Raw genomic sequence first — 17,909 nt, forward strand, 5'->3', positions numbered from 1 at the left:
TTGCGGCTACCGCCGAATTCCGCTAAGGCGCGCCTTTGCCGCCGGGGAGTGGAACCTTGACCGATCAGCGTGCCGACGTCGCCATCATCATGGGCAGCCAGTCCGATTGGGCGACGATGCGCCAGGCCGCGGAAACGCTGGAGGCGCTGGGCGTCCCGCACAAGAGGCTGATCATCTCGGCGCACCGCACGCCCGACCGTCTCTATGAGTTCGCCAAGGGCGCTAAGGCCGCCGGCTACAAGGTGATCATCGCCGGCGCCGGCGGAGCGGCGCATCTGCCCGGCATGACGGCGGCGATGACGCCGCTGCCCGTTTTCGGCGTCCCGGTCGAATCCAAGGCGCTGTCGGGCCAGGATTCGCTGCTCTCCATCGTGCAGATGCCGGCCGGCATTCCGGTCGGCACGCTGGCCATCGGCAAGGCGGGTGCTGCCAATGCAGCGCTTCTCGCTGCCGCGGTGCTGGCGCTCAACGATGACAAGCTCGCTGCCCGGCTCGACGCCTGGCGCGCGGCGCAGACCGCCAAGGTTGCGTCCGAGCCGACGGACGCGCCGTGAGCTTGGCGCCCGGATCGACCATCGGCATCATCGGCGGCGGCCAGCTTGGCCGCATGCTGGCGATGGCCGCCGCCCGCCTCGGTTACCGCATCGTCGTGTTGGAGCCCCAGCCCGACTGCCCGGCCGCGCAGGTCGCGAACCGCCAGATCGTCGCCGCCTATGATGATCCGGCGGCGCTCGCCGACCTGGCCGCCGCCAGCGCCGTCGTCACCTATGAATTCGAGAATGTCCCGGTCGCGGCGGCCGAAACGCTGACGGCAACGGTGCCGGTCTATCCGCCGGCCCGCGCGCTCGAAGTCGCGCAGGATCGCCTCACCGAGAAAAGCTTTCTCAACGGCATCGGCATCCCGACGGCGGAATTCCAGCCGGTCGACAATGACGACCAGCTGACAGAGGCGCTGAAGAAATTCGACGGCAGCGGCGTGCTGAAAACCCGCCGCATGGGCTATGACGGTAAGGGCCAGCGCGTCTTCCGGAATATGCCGACCGGCGGTTTTGCCGGCGCCTGCGAGGCGATGGGCAATGTGCCGCTGATTCTGGAATCGCTCGTCGCTTTCGAGCGCGAGATTTCGGTGATTGCCGCGCGTGGGCTGGACGGCTCGGTCGCGGCTTACGATCCGGCCGAAAACGTTCACCGCGAAGGGATACTGCGGACATCGACCTTGCCGGCCGGCATCGGGCCGCAAACCGCTTCGGCGGCAAAGGATGCGGCCGCGAAAATCCTCTCCGCGCTCGATTATGTCGGCGTCATCGGCGTCGAGTTTTTCGTGCTTGCCGACGGCTCGCTTCTGGTCAACGAGCTGGCGCCGCGCGTGCACAATTCCGGCCACTGGACGGAAGCAGCCTGCGTCGTCTCGCAATTCGAGCAGCATATCCGCGCCGTCGCCGGCCTGCCGCTGGGCTCGCCGGCCCGCCATGCCGATTGTGTGATGGAAAACCTGATCGGCGACGACATGCTGAAGGTACCGGCGCTACTCAACGAGCCCGAGCTGATGCTGCACCTTTACGGCAAGGCCGAGTCGCGCCCCAGCCGCAAGATGGGCCATTTCACGCGCCTCATCAGACCCCGATAAGCGTCGCTTACTGCATATCCTGGTCGTCGGCCGCGTCCGAGCCGGCGCAGCTCGGATCGCTGAGCTTGCAGTTGGCGTCGGAGGTGAGTTGCTTGATGCGCTCGTTGGTGAGCTTCGTCAGGCACTGCGAAACCTCCATCGGATGGATGGAGCCGCCCTCGCTGTCGGCGGTCGAATAGGCGCATTCGGCATCGCGAAAAGCGATCCAGGCGCGCTGCGCCGTCTGCAACAGCTTGTTCGAGGCCTGATCGTTGCTGCCGACGATGTTCTTGTAGGCGGCATTGAGCTTGGCATCGGCCGCCTGATAGTCGGCATCGGCGCAGATGTTCAGCATCGACTGGCTGTCGTCGTTGCGGTCGCAATCCTGCGCCCCAGCGGCCGGGACTGCCGCAAGCAAGACCAGACAGACAGGCAAAAGCAGGCGGCGCATTGCAATCCCCGGTCGTTTCGCACGGATCGCACCATTCCAGCGACCCTTGAGTCGCGCAATGCCGCGCCGCGCGGATGGCAGATATTTTGATATGCTGCGCCACTTGTGGCATTCGGGCATCGTCACGTGGTTGACACGGACAACGCTCCTCGTTTATGAGCCACGCCAAGTTCAAGGGCGCGCTTTTTCCGGGCGCGCCTTTAAAATTCGGCCCGGGACGGGCCCTGACCGAACAGGCAAGACCATGAAGATCAAGAATTCGCTCAAGGCGCTCAAGGCGCGTCACCGCGACAACCGGCTGGTTCGCCGCAAGGGACGCATCTACATCATCAACAAGACCGCTCCGCGCTACAAGGCGCGCCAGGGCTGAGCCTTGCGCGCGGCTTGATGCATGTCGCCTGAAAGGGAAGCGGCATGCGAAGAGACCAGGCCGCGCTGATGTCGAATGCCGGTTCGCCGGCGCTCTCACGCTAAAATCACTTTGACGATCCGCCGTCGGGGACTAGATTCCGGCGATGCGGATTCTTTTTGCATTTTTCACGGCCTTTTTGCTTTGCGGCACGGCTTTGCCCGCAGGGGCTGAAGAGGTGCCGGGCGCGCTCCCTCCGGATGCCGCTCCGCCGCCCGCCGCCACGCCGCCACCGGCCGCCCAGACCAAACAGGGCCGCCTCGACCAGCTCTTCAGCGAGTTGAAGCGCGAGCGCAACGAAAAGGCCGCCGAGCGCATCGCCGGACGCATCTGGAACGAGTGGAACCAGTCGGGCAGCGCCTCGATCGACCTGATGATGCAATGGGCGCAAAAGGCGACGGAAGACCAGAAATTCGACGTCGCCCTCGACTTCCTCGACCAGGTCGTGACCCTGCAGCCCGACTATGCCGAAGGCTGGAACCGCCGTGCCACCGTGCATTTCCTGATGAAGAATTACGGGAAGTCGATGGCTGATATCGACCGCACCTTGCAGCTCGAGCCGCGCCATTTCGGCGCCCTTTCGGGCCTCGCCCAGATCATGGCCGAGACCGGCCACAAGCAGTCGGCGCTGGAAGCCTGGCAAAAAGTGCTGGCCATCTACCCGATGATGCGCAGCGCCCAGAACCAGGTCTCGACGCTTTCCGAAGAGCTGGCGGGTGAAGGGATTTGAAGTAGGGCAATAAGGGAGTAGGGCAGTAAGGCAATAGGGAAATGGCACCCCTATTGCCCTACTGCCCTACTGCCCTACTGCCCTACTGCCCTACTCCCGCATGAACCTCACCTGCGCTGCCCTCCTCGTCCTCGTCGCGTTCCTCTTCGCCCTCGCCGGCGTCACCCGCGCCGGTGTCCGGTCGATCGAGCGCCGCAACCCGCCTGTCGGCGCATTCGCCGAGATCGAGGGCGCGCGCATTCACTACGTCCATGTCCCGGCGCCGGTCGGCGCGGACCTGCCGCCGGTCGTGTTCATCCATGGCGCCAGCGCCAATCTCAAGGACCAGATGCTGCCGCTGAAGCCGCTGCTCGAGGGCCGCGCCGAGATGCTGTTCTTCGACCGCCCGGGCTTCGGCTGGTCGGAGCGCGGCGACAATGAGACACTTGCCGCGCAGGCGGACACGATCGCCGCGCTGATGGACCGCTTGGGCATCGCAAAAGCGGTCGTCGTCGCCCATTCCTTCGGCGGCGCGATCGCGACCGCCTTCGCCCGCCGGCACCCCGAGAAGACGCGCGGCCTCGTCTTTCTTGCGCCCGCAACACATCCCTGGCCGGGCGGCGCAACCGCCTGGTATTACAAGCTGACGGCCATTCCGGTGATCGGCTGGCTGTTCTCCGAAACGCTCGCCTATACGGCCGGCATGCTGCGGATCGGCGATGCCACCGCTTGCGTCTTTTCGCCCAACAAAGTGCCGGAGTTCTATATCGACGACGCCTCGATCCCGCTGGTGCTCAGGCCATCCGCTTTCCGCGCCAACGCCCGCGATGTCGCCCAGCTCTATGACTATGTCCGCGCCGCCGCGCCTGCTTATCGCGAGGTCAAAGCGCCGACCATCGTGATCTCGGGCGATCGCGACAAGGTGGTCTATGCCACGATCCATTCCGTCGGCCTCGAGCGCGACATTCCCGGTGCCGAGCTGGTCTGGGTTGCAAATCTCGGCCACAAGCCCGACTGGATCGCGCCCGACCTCGTCATCGGCGCGATCCAGAAAGTCGCGGGCAAAGATGTCGATCTACAGGCGATGGCCAGGACCGTGGAGGGCCCGATCGCCGACGATGCCTATAACGACGGCAAATGCCCGGACATCAAAGTGCCTGACGCCGAGCTCGCGCCGACCTGAAACTTCGGGAGTCAGCTCCTGAATGCCACAGCAGGTAGGGTTAGGTGTGCCGAGATTCAGGTCAGGCCGAGCCGAAAGTGGTGGCTTCCGAGAACCGGAGCGGAGCGTACTTAAAGTACGTGAGCACCGGAAGCGCCGGAAGCCGCTACTTGCAGGCCGGCCTCACCTGAATATCGGCACACCTAATGCGTGTCCGACCCGACATAGGCAATCCGCAGCATATTGGTCGACCCTGGCGTCCTCAGCGGCACGCCGGCCGTGATAATGACGCGATCGCCCGGCTTGCCGAAACCTTCCTCCAGCGCGATCCGGCAGGCGCGATCGACCATGTCGTCGAGGTCGGTCGCGTCCTCCGAGACGACGCAGTGCGTGCCCCATAAGAGCGACAGCCGGCGCGCAGTGTTGAGGATCGGCGACAGCGCCACGATCGGCACCTGCGGTCGCTCGCGCGCGGCGCGCAAGCCGGTGGTGCCGGACGCGGTGTAGGAGATGATGGCCGACAGTTTCAGCGTCTCGGCGATCTCGCGCGCGGCGAGGGAAATGGCATCGGCCCCGGTGGCTTCGGGCTCCGAGCGCTGAGCGTTGATGATGCCGGCATAGGTTGGGTCGGTTTCGACCTTGGTGGCGATGCGGTTCATCATGCTGACCGCCTCGACCGGATAGGCGCCGGCCGCGGATTCGGCAGAGAGCATGATTGCGTCCGCGCCTTCGAAGACGGCGATCGACACGTCGGAGACCTCGGCGCGGGTCGGCACGGGCGCGGTGATCATCGATTCCAGCATCTGCGTGGCGATCACCACCGGCTTGCCGGCGCGGCGCGCCGCGCGGGTGATCTGCTTCTGGATGCCAGGCACGGCCTCGACCGGCATCTCGACGCCGAGATCGCCGCGAGCGACCATCAGCGCGTCGGAGAGCTCGATGATTTCGGCGAGCCGCGCCACCGCCTGCGGCTTCTCGATCTTGGCCATGATCAGCGCGCGGCCGCGCGCGATCTTGCGCGCCTCGGCCAGATCCTCCGGCCGCTGCACGAAGGACAGCGCCACCCAGTCGACGCCGGCGGCGAGCACCGCGTCGAGATCGGCGCGGTCCTTCTCGGTCAAGGCGCCGACCGGCAGGTCGGTGTCGGGCAAGCTGACGCCCTTCTTGTCGGAAATTCCCGAGCCGGCGACGACCGTGCAGGTGATCGACTTGCCGTCGGCCTTCACCGCCTTCAGCTCCAGCTTGCCGTCGTCGATCAAAAGTCGGTGACCGGCTTCGACCGAGCTCAGGATTTCCGGATGCGGCAGGTACACACGTTTGGACGTGCCGGGTTCGGGATTGTCGTCGAGCGTGAAGCTCTGCCCCGGTGTCAGCGCTTCCTTGACGTTGGCGAATTTGCCGACCCTGAGCTTCGGACCCTGCAGGTCGGCGAGGATGCCGATCGGCCGGCCGACGGCGGCTTCGACCGTGCGGATGCGCCCGACCAGCGTGCGCATAAGCTCGTGGTCGGTATGGCTCATATTGATGCGGAAGACATCGGCGCCGGCTTCGAAAAGCTTCCTCAGCATTTCCTCGGAAGAGGAAGCCGGACCGATGGTGGCGAGGATCTTGACCTTGCGGTTACGTCTCATTGACTGTTTGTTCCCGGAGCGGGGGCCGCTGCTGGCGCGCCTCCCGTTGCGGGCTCGTCGGTCAACTGGACCATCCAGCTGGCCTGCTCGCCCGTGTCATATTCCTGAAATCCGGCGCGCTGGAAGCCCCGGGCGACGCAATCATTCACGCCGGCGATCTTGAACTCTTTTTCGGCGACGCACATGTTGATCGGGCCGTCCCAGCGCCCGCCGCGTTCGGCGTCTTCTGCATAAAGATAATAAAACCTTGATGACAGCGGACCCTCTATCAGCGTCTTGCAGGTCGATCCTTCGATGTGCCACCAGCCCTCGGTGATCCAGCCGGCCTTGGCACGATAGCCGATGCCGACGCCCACCAGATTTTGCGTTGCGTTGCAAACGCGGAAGTCGGCCCGGGCCGGTGAGGTCGCGGCGATCGCGAAAAATCCTGCGCCGACGATCAGCAACGGCACGGCCAGGCGCTTGCGCAACCAGCCGGCAAAACCCATCGCAGATCCCCTTGCGAACCACATTTGCATCTCTCGAAGCCCCTTTTCAGCAAACTCCGGTCGCATGTCAACGCGCCGTTTTGTTCAATTCCAATCGATTTAGAAGGGCCCGTCGCGCAACTTCACGTCCCATCGGGGATTCTTTGCAGAAACCTTGGCCAAACAACGGCATTGCGCCAGCGTCCTCTTCGTGGAATGACGATACCACATCGCAGCCGCCGTCCCCTTTTCAGCCGATGACCCGATCCACAGTTTTCACGCCGTTCGACATCGTCGAGGGCGACCGCAAGAAAGGCGTCGTGCTTCTGGCCGACCATGCCCGCCGCGATCTGCCGGAGGAGTATGGCAGTCTCGGTTTGCCGGCGTCCGAATTCGATCGCCACATTGCTTATGACATCGGCGTCGAGACGGTGACCCGCGAGCTCGCGGCAGCGCTCGACGCGCCCGCCGTGCTGGCCGGTTTCTCGCGGCTGTTGATCGACCCCAATCGGGGCGAGGACGACCCGACCATGATCCGCCAGCTCTATGACGGGACCGTGGTACCGGGAAACTATCCGATGGCGGCCGAGGAGCGGGAGAAGCGGCTCGACCGCTTCTATCGGCCCTATCACGACGCCGTCGGCGCCATGATCGCCTCCGTCGCTCACGCCTCGGGCAAGGCGCCGTTCATCTTTTCGGTGCATTCCTTCACACCGGTCATGCAGGGTTTTAGTCCGACCCTGGCATGTCGGCGTGCTGTGGGACCGCGACGACCGCGTCGCGCGGCCGCTGATCGACATGTTGGCGCAGGACCAATCCCTCGTCGTCGGCGACAATGAGCCCTATGACGGCGCACTGCGCGGCGACACCATGTTCCGCCACGCCATCGTCAACGGCTACGCGCATGCGCTGATCGAGATCCGCCAGGACCTGATCGCCGACCGTGCCGGCGCCCTCGCCTGGGCCGAGCGGCTGGCGCCGATCGTTGACGCCATCGACCGGCGCCCCGATATACATCAGGTGAAGATGTTCGGCTCGCGCACCGGACCGGTATGACGAGACCGACAGCCGGGAGTTCCCCAATGACCGAACTCGACGACGACCAGAAACGCGATTTCGAGGCAGCCGCCTTCCGCCGCCTGGTGGCGCATTTGCGCGAACGCGGCGACGTCCAGAACATCGACCTGATGAACCTCGCCGGCTTCTGCCGCAACTGCCTGTCCAACTGGTACCGCGAAGCCGCCGAGGCCGAAGGTGTCGCCCTGTCGAAGGACGAGTCGCGCGAGATCATCTACGGTATGCCCTATGCCGAATGGCAGGCGCTGAACCAGACCGAGGCTTCCGCAGCCAAGAAGGCCGAGTTCGAGGCGAAGCGGCCGAAGGATCATTAGCGCTGTCGAAAGCCTTCGCGACTTCGTCATTCCAGGGCGGAGCAAGGAGCGAAGCGACGCGCGCAGACCCTGGAATCCATGCCGTTACGGCTGTCGAAGAGCGCAGCGGTCCAGAAAGAGGATCATACCGATGGCGCTGCGGCGCGCCAATGCCTGCACCGCAGCAGCGCTCGGAAGTCACGGAATGAATCCTCGGGTCTGCGCGCGTCGCTTCGCTCCTTGCTCCGCCCGTGGATGACGAAAGGAGGGGCGTCTCGACTAATCTCCAAAAGTGGGGCCGGCCCATTCCTCACAAGTTTGCCCGCGCCTTGGTCCAAGCACTTCTCCAATGCGGTCCTTGACTGGCAATTGAATCGATCTAATTTGCCGCACGAAATCCACCGGCGCACCGGGTTCGAAGAATGACCTTGCAAACCACGATGCAGGCCGCGACGCGCGGCCGCTGGGCCGTCGCCGGCATTTTCCTCGCCAATGGTTTTTTGACCGGGAGCTGGGCGCCGCAGATCCCGGTGTTCCTCACCCGGCTCGACATCACCCGATTCACGCTCGGCCTGCTGATCCTCCTGTTCGGCGTCGGTGCCGTGATCTCCATGACCTGGTGCGGCCATCTCATTTCCAGGCATGGCTCGCGCACCGTGACGCGTTGGTTCGGCGTCTGCGGCAGCTTCGGCCTGCTGATCGTGGCGCTCGCACCCAACGTTCCTCTGGCGGCCATCGCCATGCTCATCTTCGGCGGCTCGATAGGCGGCATGGATGTCGCGATGAACTCGAATGCTGTGGTGGTGGAAAGAAGACTTTCGCGGGCGATCATGTCGTCCTCGCACGGCTTCTGGAGCCTTGGCGGCTTCGCCGGCGGCGCGCTCGGCGGCTACTCGATCCAGAACTACGGCTATCTTCCCCATGCCGTCGCGGTGACGGTGATCGCCTTTGCCGTGATCGCCTTTGCCATTCGCCATCTCGTCGCCGAGGACCGGCCGCAGGCCGTCGAGCACCAGAAATTCACGCTGCCGCGGCACGCGGCCGTCTATCTGGTCGGGCTGATGGCGCTGCTCACCATGATCTCGGAAGGCGCGGTGCTCGACTGGGCGGCGCTCTTCCTGCATCAGGAGCTGGGCGCCGATCTCGCGGTCGCCGGCCTCGCCTATGCCGCCTTCTCCGGCGTCATGGCGCTGATGCGTTTCCTGGGAGACGGCGTGCGCAACCGCTTCGGCGCCGTGGCGACCTTGCGCGGCTCGGCGCTGGTGGCCGCGGCCGGCATGCTGGTCGCCGGCCTTTCGCCGTCGCCCTATCTTGCGATCGCCGCCTTCGCTTTCTGCGGCTTCGGCATCGCCAACATGGTGCCGATCATCTTTTCGGCCGGCGGCAACCAGGAAGGCATGTCGTCGGGCGCCGGCATGAGCGTCGTCACTACCATGGGCTATTCCGGCATATTGGTGGCGCCGTCCGCGATCGGCTTCGTCGCCGAGCATTCGAGCTTCGGGCCGATCTTCGTCGCGCTGTCCGGGCTGCTGGTCATCGTGTTCCTGATGGCCGGGCTTGCTCACCGGGCCGAATTCGCTCCCGAACCTGTGCCGGCCGAATAGCGCTTCAGCTCCTCATGCAGGAAATCCGCCACGCGGCGGATGCGCATGCTGGTGCGCACGTCGCGATGCATGGCGAGCCAGACCGGCAGGTTCGGCAAAGGCACGCCGGGCAACAGCTTTTCCAGGTCCGGATCGCGGTCGGCCAGCGGCTCCTGGCCGATGCCGATGCCGTTGCCGGTCCGCACCGCCTCCCACAGCACGATCTGGTTGTCGGTCCTGAAGCGGAAATGGCTGCGGCCGACCGGAATGCCGAACGATGTGAAGCCGCGAATGATCTCGTCGCTGCGGTCGAAGCCGACCAGAGCGTGGTCGGCAAGATCGGCGGGAGTTTCCGGCCGGCCGCACCGGTCGAGATAGGAGCGGGCGGCGCATAGGCAGAGCGGAATGTCAATGACCTTGCGCGCCACCAGTTCGTTTTGCGCCGGCCTCACCATGCGGATGGCGATGTCGGCGTCGCGGCGCAAAAGGTTCTCGACCTGGTTGGAAGCGACGATCTCGACCTCGACGCCCGGCTCTTCCTCGCCGAGACGAGCCATCATGGCCGGCAGCACAAAGGCGGCGACAACCTCCGAGGCGGCGATGCGCACCGTACCCTCGATCGCCTCGACCGAACCCAGCGCCAGCAGCGAGAACGCATTGGCCTGCTCGCTGACCGCCCGCCCGCGCTCATAGAGCGTGCTGCCGGTTTCCGTCAGCTCATAGCCGCGCCGCCCGCGCCGGAACAGCGTGACGCCGAGCGCTGCCTCCAGCTCGGCGATGTGGCGGCCGAGCGTCGGCTGGCTCGCCGCCAGCCTGCGCGCGGCCCCCGACAGGCTGCCGGTCTCGGCGACAGCGACGAAGCTTTTGATCAGATTCCAGTCGAATTCCGTCATTCATTTTTGAATAACAGATCGCCGATTTCAGTCAATTTCAATTCGTTTGTGGGTGCATCAGATTGGCGGGCAGACGCAAACAACGGAGAGACAGATGACCAAAATCGCAATCCTCGGCGCCAATGGCCGGCTCGGCCGCGTGGTCGGCAAAGCCTTCATCGACGCCGGCTTCGACGTCCGCGCCGTCACCCGGACCGGCAAGGTGCCGGCGGAACTGAAAGGTGCAACTGCGATTACCGGCGACGCGCTCGACCGCGACTCCCTGATCCGCGCCACCCAAGGCGTCGACATCATCTTCAACGGCCTGAACCCTATCTACACCGACTGGGGCAAGTGCATGCCAATGGCCGAAAGCGTCATGGCCGCCTGCCGCGAAAACGGCGCGCTGCACCTCTTCCCGGGCACGGTCTACAATTACGGCTCGCCGATGCCGCAGGTGATCACGGAAGCGACGCCGTTCCACCCGACCACCGAGAAGGGCCGCATCCGCTGCGCCATGGAGGAGCTCTTCCGCGGCGAGGCCGAGGCCGGCCGGGTGCGCACCATCGTGCTCAGGGCGGGCGACTTCTTCGGCGGCACCGGTTCGGGCTCCTGGTTCGATCTCATCGTCGCCGCCAAGATGGAGAAAGGCGTCTACACCGCGCCCGGCCCGGCCGACCTGACGCATGAGTGGGCCTACCTGCCGGACTTCGCCGTCGCCTTCGTCGGCCTGGCGAAGAACCTCGACAAAACGGGCTTCTTCGAAGCCATCAACTTCCCCGGCCACGCCATCACCGACCTCGACATGAAGGCCGCCGCCGAGAAGGCGCTCGGCCGCAAGCTGAAGCTCTCCTTCATGCCCTGGTGGGTGCTGCGCGCCGGCAGCCCGTTCGTGGCCATGTGGCGCGAGATCGTCTCGATGTCCTATTTGCGTTTCGAGGCGCATCGGCTGGTTTCGACGCGGCTGGAAGAGGTCATCGGCGAAATCCCGCACACGCCGCTCGACCAGGCGGTGAAGGAGGCCTTGCAAGATATCGGCGTCGCCGCGGGGCCATCGCGCCTCGCCGCCTGACAAGACCGAGCAGAAATGAACCGGCCGGGCTCAAGCCCGGCCGCAATCGTTTGAGGTCAGATCCGGCCCATCAACAAAAGGATCAGCAGCACGATCAGGATGACGCCGACGATGCCGGACGGCCCGTAGCCCCAGGAGCGCGAATGCGGCCAAGCCGGCACGGCGCCGATCAGGATCAGAATCAGGATAATTACGAGAATTGTGCCGATCGTCATGAAAAACCCTCGCCGTCTGGTTGAACTTCGAGGGAACAATGCAAAAAGCCGCCCGGTTGTTCCCGGGCGGCTTCTGGTCTTTGGGGTTGCGGAACCGCTCTATTCCGCGGCTTTCGGGAAGGTGACCGCTGGTTCGGCGGCGGCTTCCTGGGCCGCCTCGCCCGTCGAGACCTCGCCCTGGCCGCGCCGGAACAGGCGGCTGAGCCAGTTGCGCCGCTGACCGGGCTTCACCTTGGCGCGGGTGAACACCATCAGCATCGATGGCGTCACCACCAGCGTCAGCAGCGTGGCGAAGGACAGGCCGAAGACGATCGCCGAGGACAGCGATATCCACCATTGCGTCGACGGCGCGTTGATCGTCGTCTCGTGATGGAAGATTTCGAGGCCAAGGCCGAAGGCGATCGGCAGCACGCCGAGGATGGCCGACACCGCCGTCAGCACCACCGGGCGGGCGCGCTCGCGGCAGGTCTGCAGCACCGCGTCCATCTTGTCCCAGCCTTCCTCGCGCAGCCGGTCATATGTGTCGATGAGCACGATGTTGTTGTTCACCACCACGCCTGCCAGCGCAATGACGCCGATACCCGACATGACGATGCCGAAAGCCTCGCCTGTCAGAAGCAATCCGAGGAACACGCCGATCGTCGCCATGACCACGCAGGACAAGACAAGCCACACGCTGGTGAATTTGTTGAATTGCGCGAGCAGCACCAGGAAGATCAGGAAGATCGCCGCGCCGAAGGCCTTGCCGAGGAAGGCGCTGGCTTCCGCGCTGTCCTCGTTGGAGCCGGCGAGCTTCCAGCGGATGCCGCTGCCGAGATCCATGTCGGCGACGGCCTTGGTGACCTGTTCCTGCACCGCCGCGACCTGTGCTCCGGCGCTGACATTGGCCTGCACGACCACGGTGCGCGCGCCGTCGATGCGGTTCAGGATGCCGACGGTCGGCTCGGGCTTCCTGACGACGAAGTTGGAGATCGGCACCGACCCTTGCGAGGTCTGCACGCGCAGCTCGTCGAGCGTCGAGAGCGTGCGGCGGTCTTCCGGCAGGCGCAGCCGGATGTCGACCGCGTCGTCGGCGCCGGCCGGCCGGTACTCCGACAGCTTGAGGCCGTTGGTCACCAGCTGCACCACCGTGCCGACCGAAGTCGGGCTGATGCCGTATTGCGCCGCCTTGGCACGGTCGACCTCGATCGCCCAGTCGACGCCGGGCGGCGGCAGGCCGTCCGAAATGTCGATGACGTTGGGAATCTTGGCGATGCGTGCCGCGACCGCGCGCGCCTTGTCGTCGAGCCCGGCCGGATCGGCGGCCGACAGCCGGATCTGGATTGGCTTGCCGGTCGGCGGGCCGGCTTCCGGCACACGCACTTCGACATCGACGCCGGGAATGCCGGCCATAACGCCGCGCAGATCGTCGAGGATCCGATTGGCGGATTTGCGTTCGCGCCAGTCGACGAACTCGTACTGGATCACGCCGACCACGTCTTCGGGAATGTCCTGGCCGCCGCCTTGCGTCTTGCCGACGCGCGTGTAGACCGACTTCACGCCCGGCCAGCCGAGCAGCCGGTTCTCCGCCGTCTTGGTCGCGGCATCCATTTCCGCCAGCGAGAGATTGCCGCGGGCATGCACATAGAGCAGGCCGTAATCCGGCTCGACGCTGGGGAAGAACTCGACGCCGGCGCCATATTTCGAATAGGCGAAGCCGACGCCGACCAGAAGGCCGACGGTGAGCAGGATGACGGTGATCGGGAAGCGCACCGCTTGCTTGACGACCGCCATGTACCAGCCGTCGCGATTGCCCTCGTCATGATGCTCCGGCGCCTTGGCGAAGATCGCGCCCAACGTCGGCGCAAAGACCAGCGCGTAGAGCATCGAGGCCGACAGAGTCACGATCAGCGTGATCGGCATATACTTCATGAAGTCGCCGATGATGCCTGGCCAGAAGAGCAGCGGCGAGAACGCGGCGATGCGCGTCATCGTCGCCGCGATCACCGGGCCGGCCATGCGCTTGGCAGCCAAGGCGAAGGCGTCCGCCTTCGGCATGCCCTCGCTCATGCGCCGTTCCGCGAATTCGGTGACGATGATGGCGTCGTCCACCAGCATGCCGACCGCCAGGATGAGGCTGAACAGCACGATCATGTTGATCGTGTAGCCCATCATGGCGAGCAGCAGGATGCCGATCAGGAAGGACGACGGGATGGCCAAGCCGATAAGCAGCGAGGCGCGGCCCGACAGCGCATAGAGGATGACGATGAACACCAGGATGACGGCGATCATCACATGGTTCTGCAGGTCGCCGAGCAGCTGGTTGACGAAGACCGACTTGTCCTGCGTGTAGGTGACGTGCATGCCTTCGGGCATTGTCTTGATGAAATTGTCCGACACTTCCCTGACATGGGTCAGCGTGTCGATCAGATTGGCGCCGATGCGCTTCTTCACTTCGATGGCGATGGCCGGCTTGCCGTCGAGGCGGGTCACCGTCTCGGCGTCCTTGAAAGTCGAGCGGATCGTGGCGATGTCCTTGGCCTGGACCACGGCGTTCGGCGTGGCGACCACCGGCAGGTTGGCGACATCCTCGGGAGTCTCGATCAGCGACGGCACCTTGACCGCGTATTTGCCTTCCGAGCCTTCGAGATTGCCGGCCGCGACCAGGCTGTTGGAGGAAGCGACGCCCTGGATCACCTGGTCGAGCTGCAGTCCATAGGAAGACAGCTTCACCGGGTCGACGACCACCTCGACCAAATCGTCACGCGCGCCCTGCAGCGAGCCTTCGAGCACGCCGGGCACTTCCTCGATGCGGTCGCGCAGCTCACGCGCGGCCGATGTCAGCACGCGCTCCGGCACATCGCCCGAAAGTGTCACGACCAGAACCGGGAATTCCGAAACGTTGACTTCGTTGACCGTCGGCTCCTCGGCCGCCTGCGGCAGGTCGGCCTTGGCATCCTGCACCTTGCTGCGCGTATCCTGCAGCGCCGTCGCGAGATCGGTCTGCGGCTGGAACTCGACCAGCACATAGCCGCCGCCCTGGAAGGCGGCTGAACGCATCTCCTTGAGCCCCTTGAGACTCTTGAGCTTGCTTTCCATTGGCCTGAGCAGCAGCCGCTCGGAATCCTCCGGCGAGATTCCCTGATAGATCAGGCTGACATACATCATCGGAATCGGAACGTCGGGCTCCGCTTCCTTCGGCGTCGACTGATAGGCGACCCAGCCCGCGACGAGCAGGAACAGCAGCGCCGATATGGTGAGGCGCGCATTGTTGATGGCGAGTCTGACGATATCCATGACTTCGGCCTGTTATGCTTCAAAGGCTGCGGACTGCCATCGCCGGGTTGGTCCGGCGACGGACGCGTCTTGCTTTACTGCGTGCCGGCGGTGGCTTCGCCGATCAGCTTGTTGATGGTCGCCTGGTCGGCCTCGACGGGCTTAACCCGGTCGCCTTCCTTCACCAGTTCCTGGCCGGCGACGATGATGCGCGCATCTTCCGGAATCCCGCCCAGCACAAGGCCGTGCGGCGTGTCGTCGACCAGGTCGATCGGGAAGAACGCCACCTTGTCGTCCTTGCCGACGGCGCGGATGCCGAGGTCGCCCTTGTCGCCCAGCGTCACCACCGAGCGCGGCAGCATGACCGCATTGGTCGGCTCGGCGCTGAGCGTGATCTCGGCCGTCATGCCGGCGGGGATGGAGCCGTCGGCATTGGGGATCGCTACTTCGACGCGGAAGGTACGGGTCTGCGCGGAGGCATCGCGGCTGATGTAGCGGACCGTGCCGGTGACCTTCTGGTCGTTGACCAGGCGCACATCGGCCTCGTCGCCGATCTTGACGTAGCGCAGGTCGCGCTCGCTGATCTCGCCGCGCGCGATCACTGGGTCAAGCTTCAGGATCGTCGCCACCTCGCCGCCCTGCATCACCGAGCTGCCAAGCTCCACCGGGATGCGGTCGATGACGCCGTCGAACGGCGCCTTAACCTCGTTGCGGTCGAGTTCGGCCTGCGCGGTGTCGAGCTGCGACTGCGCGAGCGTCAGGTTGGAACGGGCGGTGTCGAGCTGCAGCTTCGGCAGGTTGCCCGCCTTGGCCAGGCGCTCGGCAGCATCGAGCTCGGCCTTGCGCTGCGTCAGGAGCTGCCTGGCATTGTCGACGTTGGATATCTTCTCTTCGGCCGCGAGCATCAGCACCAGATCGCCGGTCTTGACGCGGTCGCCCTGCTTGACCGGCAGCTTTTCGATGACGCCGGCGACGCGTGTCGCCAGCACGGCGCGCTTGTCGGCCTCGGTCAGGCCGGAGATGCGGATGGCGCGCGCGAAGGTCTTGCGCGGCGGGGTGACCACCGCGACGGTACGCAGTGCTGCTTTCGGCTCGGCCTCGGCCTTGGTCGGCTTGGCGGCGTCAGCCTGTTTGTCAGTGGTAACTGACTTGTCGGTGGTGACCGAGTTGTCGGTGGTAACCGACTTGTCCGCCGCGCTGCCGACGGACGAGAACTCGCCCGTCCCCATCCAGGCCGCGAAACCGATGAGCACGGCAATGGCTGCAAGCTTGTGAAACCTGATTTTCGGCATCGTCATTTTTCCGTTGCAGGACCTGGCGAGGTCGGCGCTTCCGACTCGGGCGCGCGGCCGATATGGGTGTGCGCGGGGCCTAGTTCAATTTGCCGTGATCGGCGGACGCGCGCTTCTACCTGAAAGTTGCGGCGCAATATAGTCGGAAAAGTTGCGGGAACATTGCATCTTGGAAAGCAGTTCCTCGACAAATGCGCGCTTTTCTGCCAGCCGACTGGCGCCTTTCCGGCGCGCCGACGGGTTTCCCCAAGGTCACTGGCAGCAGCCGTCAGCATGATGCGAAAAGCCTTCCATAATCGACGGCAACCGCCCGGTTGGAGCGCGCTCGCGCCCCGCTATGTTCGGGTTGAATCTGTCAAGTGAGGAGCTTGAGCAGCCGGATGATGCGTTCGAATGTCCTGCCATAAGGCGGGCGCAGCAGGCCGCCGGCGCTGAGCTTCGACTGGATGAAGATCGGCTTTTCCTTGCTGAAGGTGCGGAACCCCCATTCGCCGTGATAGGCGCCGGTGCCGCTCTCGCCCACGCCGCCGAAAGGCTGCCGTTCCTGCACCAGATGCAGCATGCAGTCATTGATCGTGACGCCGCCGGCCACCGTCTCGCGCAGCACCCTTTGGCGGTTGGCACTGTCGCTGCCGAACCAGTAGAGCGCCAGCGGCCGCTCGCCCCGGTTCACATGCTCGATGACCTCGTCGACCGTGCCATATTCGACGATCGGCAGCACCGGCCCGAAAATCTCCTCGCGCATCAGCCGCAGATTGTCGCCCGCATTGCGCACCAGCACCGGCGCCATCTTGCGGTCGCTGATGCCGAGGGTCTCGTTCGCCGGATTGACCTCGGTGATGTCGGCGCCGCTGTCGCGCGCCTCGGCGACCATGTCGCCCAGCCGCCGGCGGTGCCGCTCGCTGACGATCGCCGTATAGTCGGGATTACCGCCAAGGCGCGGATAGAGCTTGGCGATTGCCGCGGCGAGCTTTGCCGCGACCGCCGCGCCTTGGCCCTGCGGGACCATGAGATAGTCGGGCGCGATGCAGGTCTGGCCAGCGTTGAGCAGCTTGGCATAGGCGACACTGGCGACGGCCGCGTCGAGATCGCAGGAAGGATCGAAGATCGCCGGCGACTTGCCGCCGAGCTCGAGCGTCACCGGCGTGAGATTGGCGGCGGCGGCCAGCGCCACCTGACGGCCGACGGCGGTCGAGCCTGTGAACAGGAGATGATCGAAAGGCAGCGACACGAACGCCTTGCCGACATCCGCGTCGCCGACGATCACGCTGACCTCGTCGGCGGCGAAATACTTTTCGACCAGGCTGGCGAGCAGGTCCGAAAACTTCGGCGTCAGCTCCGACGGCTTGATCATGACGCGGTTGCCGGCCGCGAGTGCCGCGGTCGCCGGCGCGACGGCGAGCTGGAACGGGTAGTTCCAGGGCGAGACGATGCCGACGACGCCGAGCGGCTGCGGCAAGAGGCGGTTGCGTCCCGGCAGGAACGGCAGGCTGGTGGCGACGCGGCGTTCGCGCATCCAGGCGCCGAGATGCGACAGCGCATGCCTGATGCCGGCGCGCACCACGAACAATTCGGCAAGCCGCGTTTCCTGCGCCGACCGCGCGGAAAAATCGCTGTCGATCGCCGCGCATATCTCTGCCTCGTGCTTTTCGGTGAGCGCCAGCAGGCGCTTCAGCCGGTCCTTGCGCACTGCAAGCGTCGGGAACGGCTCCTTCTCGAAGGCCCTGCATTGCGCTTCAAACCTGACTCCGAGAGCGTTCTGTCTGGTCTGCAGCATCGCGACCTCCCGTTTACGTTCAGGTAAGCTACATCGCC

16 protein-coding genes and 1 pseudogene are annotated in these 17,909 nt (G+C 65.1%); 9 read left to right on the forward strand and 8 right to left on the reverse strand.

Annotated features, from left to right (window positions below; all coding sequences use genetic code 11):
• The first annotated feature begins 56 nt into the window (after window positions 1–56).
• A complete protein-coding gene (gene purE, locus ACVMIM_RS01320; protein WP_476109917.1) occupies window positions 57–554 on the forward strand; it encodes a 5-(carboxyamino)imidazole ribonucleotide mutase in 498 nt (165 codons plus the stop codon).
• On the forward strand, window positions 551–1,627 hold the full coding sequence (locus tag ACVMIM_RS01325) for a 5-(carboxyamino)imidazole ribonucleotide synthase (protein ID WP_476109918.1): 1,077 nt from the start codon (window positions 551–553) through the stop codon (window positions 1,625–1,627). Before purE ends, ACVMIM_RS01325 begins: the two co-directional genes overlap by 4 nt.
• 7 nt (window positions 1,628–1,634) lie before the next feature.
• Here the strand turns inward: ACVMIM_RS01325 and ACVMIM_RS01330 are convergent, their stop codons facing one another.
• The gene (locus ACVMIM_RS01330; RefSeq protein ID WP_476109920.1) at window positions 1,635–2,057 is read right to left on the reverse strand and encodes a lysozyme inhibitor LprI family protein; all 423 of its coding nucleotides are present in this window, start codon (window positions 2,055–2,057) and stop codon (window positions 1,635–1,637) included.
• Window positions 2,058–2,301: 244 nt separating this feature from the next.
• Between ACVMIM_RS01330 and ykgO the strand changes: the two genes are divergently transcribed.
• From ykgO to ACVMIM_RS01345, 3 genes are all read left to right on the forward strand, one after another.
• Entirely contained in the window at window positions 2,302–2,427 is a 126-nt protein-coding gene (gene ykgO / locus ACVMIM_RS01335) for a type B 50S ribosomal protein L36 (RefSeq protein ID WP_040974291.1), read from the forward strand.
• A 145-nt stretch (window positions 2,428–2,572) separates the two neighbouring features.
• A complete protein-coding gene (locus ACVMIM_RS01340; protein WP_476109926.1) occupies window positions 2,573–3,196 on the forward strand; it encodes a tetratricopeptide repeat protein in 624 nt (207 codons plus the stop codon).
• A 100-nt stretch (window positions 3,197–3,296) separates the two neighbouring features.
• A complete protein-coding gene (locus ACVMIM_RS01345; RefSeq protein WP_476109928.1) occupies window positions 3,297–4,358 on the forward strand; it encodes an alpha/beta fold hydrolase in 1,062 nt (353 codons plus the stop codon).
• A gap of 182 nt (window positions 4,359–4,540) precedes the next feature.
• Here the strand turns inward: ACVMIM_RS01345 and pyk are convergent, their stop codons facing one another.
• Together pyk and ACVMIM_RS01355 are read right to left on the reverse strand one after the other, a co-directional pair.
• Window positions 4,541–5,968, reverse strand: coding sequence for a pyruvate kinase (gene pyk, locus ACVMIM_RS01350; protein WP_476109930.1), 1,428 nt, complete (start codon window positions 5,966–5,968; stop codon window positions 4,541–4,543).
• A complete protein-coding gene (locus ACVMIM_RS01355; RefSeq protein ID WP_476109932.1) occupies window positions 5,965–6,456 on the reverse strand; it encodes a DUF1036 domain-containing protein in 492 nt (163 codons plus the stop codon). The genes pyk and ACVMIM_RS01355 overlap by 4 nt, the downstream gene beginning before the upstream one ends.
• A 236-nt stretch (window positions 6,457–6,692) precedes the next feature.
• On the opposite strand from ACVMIM_RS01355, the pseudogene ACVMIM_RS01360 reads away from it, so the two are divergent.
• The 3 genes and pseudogenes from ACVMIM_RS01360 (at window position 6,693) to ACVMIM_RS01370 (ending at window position 9,409) form a co-directional block, all read left to right on the forward strand.
• Window positions 6,693–7,491, forward strand: a pseudogene (locus ACVMIM_RS01360) (N-formylglutamate amidohydrolase).
• 26 nt (window positions 7,492–7,517) lie between these two features.
• Window positions 7,518–7,826, forward strand: coding sequence for a DUF1244 domain-containing protein (locus ACVMIM_RS01365; RefSeq protein ID WP_476109933.1), 309 nt, complete (start codon window positions 7,518–7,520; stop codon window positions 7,824–7,826).
• 401 nt (window positions 7,827–8,227) lie between these two features.
• Window positions 8,228–9,409 carry an MFS transporter gene (locus tag ACVMIM_RS01370; protein ID WP_476109935.1) on the forward strand — a complete coding sequence of 394 codons (1,182 nt, stop codon included), beginning with the start codon at window positions 8,228–8,230 and terminating at the stop codon, window positions 9,407–9,409.
• Here the strand turns inward: ACVMIM_RS01370 and ACVMIM_RS01375 are convergent.
• Window positions 9,367–10,281 carry a LysR family transcriptional regulator gene (locus ACVMIM_RS01375; RefSeq protein ID WP_476109937.1) on the reverse strand — a complete coding sequence of 305 codons (915 nt, stop codon included), beginning with the start codon at window positions 10,279–10,281 and terminating at the stop codon, window positions 9,367–9,369. The two genes, ACVMIM_RS01370 and ACVMIM_RS01375, sit on opposite strands and share 43 nt — an antisense overlap.
• Before the next feature lie 94 nt (window positions 10,282–10,375).
• On the opposite strand from ACVMIM_RS01375, the gene ACVMIM_RS01380 reads away from it, so the two are divergent.
• Entirely contained in the window at window positions 10,376–11,332 is a 957-nt protein-coding gene (locus ACVMIM_RS01380; RefSeq protein ID WP_476109939.1) for an SDR family oxidoreductase, read from the forward strand.
• A 56-nt stretch (window positions 11,333–11,388) separates the two neighbouring features.
• Here ACVMIM_RS01380 and ACVMIM_RS01385 read toward each other — a convergent pair whose 3' ends face one another.
• From ACVMIM_RS01385 to ACVMIM_RS01400, 4 genes are all read right to left on the reverse strand, one after another.
• Window positions 11,389–11,547: a DUF3309 family protein gene (locus ACVMIM_RS01385; RefSeq protein ID WP_041000854.1), complete on the reverse strand. Its 159-nt coding sequence runs from the start codon at window positions 11,545–11,547 to the stop codon at window positions 11,389–11,391.
• 99 nt (window positions 11,548–11,646) lie between these two features.
• A complete protein-coding gene (locus ACVMIM_RS01390; protein ID WP_476109941.1) occupies window positions 11,647–14,823 on the reverse strand; it encodes an efflux RND transporter permease subunit in 3,177 nt (1,058 codons plus the stop codon).
• Window positions 14,824–14,897: 74 nt separating this feature from the next.
• Complete coding sequence (locus tag ACVMIM_RS01395) at window positions 14,898–16,094, reverse strand: efflux RND transporter periplasmic adaptor subunit (RefSeq protein WP_476109942.1); 1,197 nt, start codon at window positions 16,092–16,094, stop codon at window positions 14,898–14,900.
• 355 nt (window positions 16,095–16,449) lie between these two features.
• Window positions 16,450–17,871 carry a coniferyl aldehyde dehydrogenase gene (locus tag ACVMIM_RS01400; RefSeq protein ID WP_476109943.1) on the reverse strand — a complete coding sequence of 474 codons (1,422 nt, stop codon included), beginning with the start codon at window positions 17,869–17,871 and terminating at the stop codon, window positions 16,450–16,452.
• Between the last annotated feature and the right edge of the window lie 38 nt (window positions 17,872–17,909).

The organism is Mesorhizobium sp. USDA 4413, from assembly GCF_056280365.1.

Excerpts from the sequence above, each read along its gene's own strand:
- ACVMIM_RS01330 (WP_476109920.1), bottom strand. The coding sequence starts at position 2,057 with ATGCGCCGCCTGCTTTTGCCTGTCTGTCTGGTCTTGCTTGCGGCAGTC.
- ykgO (WP_040974291.1), top strand. The coding sequence starts at position 2,302 with ATGAAGATCAAGAATTCGCTCAAGGCGCTCAAGGCGCGTCACCGCGAC.
- ACVMIM_RS01340 (WP_476109926.1), top strand. The coding sequence starts at position 2,573 with ATGCGGATTCTTTTTGCATTTTTCACGGCCTTTTTGCTTTGCGGCACG.
- ACVMIM_RS01345 (WP_476109928.1), top strand. The coding sequence starts at position 3,297 with ATGAACCTCACCTGCGCTGCCCTCCTCGTCCTCGTCGCGTTCCTCTTC.
- pyk (WP_476109930.1), bottom strand. The coding sequence starts at position 5,968 with ATGAGACGTAACCGCAAGGTCAAGATCCTCGCCACCATCGGTCCGGCT.
- ACVMIM_RS01355 (WP_476109932.1), bottom strand. The coding sequence starts at position 6,456 with ATGGGTTTTGCCGGCTGGTTGCGCAAGCGCCTGGCCGTGCCGTTGCTG.
- ACVMIM_RS01365 (WP_476109933.1), top strand. The coding sequence starts at position 7,518 with ATGACCGAACTCGACGACGACCAGAAACGCGATTTCGAGGCAGCCGCC.
- ACVMIM_RS01370 (WP_476109935.1), top strand. The coding sequence starts at position 8,228 with ATGACCTTGCAAACCACGATGCAGGCCGCGACGCGCGGCCGCTGGGCC.
- ACVMIM_RS01375 (WP_476109937.1), bottom strand. The coding sequence starts at position 10,281 with ATGACGGAATTCGACTGGAATCTGATCAAAAGCTTCGTCGCTGTCGCC.
- ACVMIM_RS01380 (WP_476109939.1), top strand. The coding sequence starts at position 10,376 with ATGACCAAAATCGCAATCCTCGGCGCCAATGGCCGGCTCGGCCGCGTG.
- ACVMIM_RS01385 (WP_041000854.1), bottom strand. The coding sequence starts at position 11,547 with ATGACGATCGGCACAATTCTCGTAATTATCCTGATTCTGATCCTGATC.
- ACVMIM_RS01390 (WP_476109941.1), bottom strand. The coding sequence starts at position 14,823 with ATGGATATCGTCAGACTCGCCATCAACAATGCGCGCCTCACCATATCG.
- ACVMIM_RS01395 (WP_476109942.1), bottom strand. The coding sequence starts at position 16,094 with ATGCCGAAAATCAGGTTTCACAAGCTTGCAGCCATTGCCGTGCTCATC.
- ACVMIM_RS01400 (WP_476109943.1), bottom strand. The coding sequence starts at position 17,871 with ATGCTGCAGACCAGACAGAACGCTCTCGGAGTCAGGTTTGAAGCGCAA.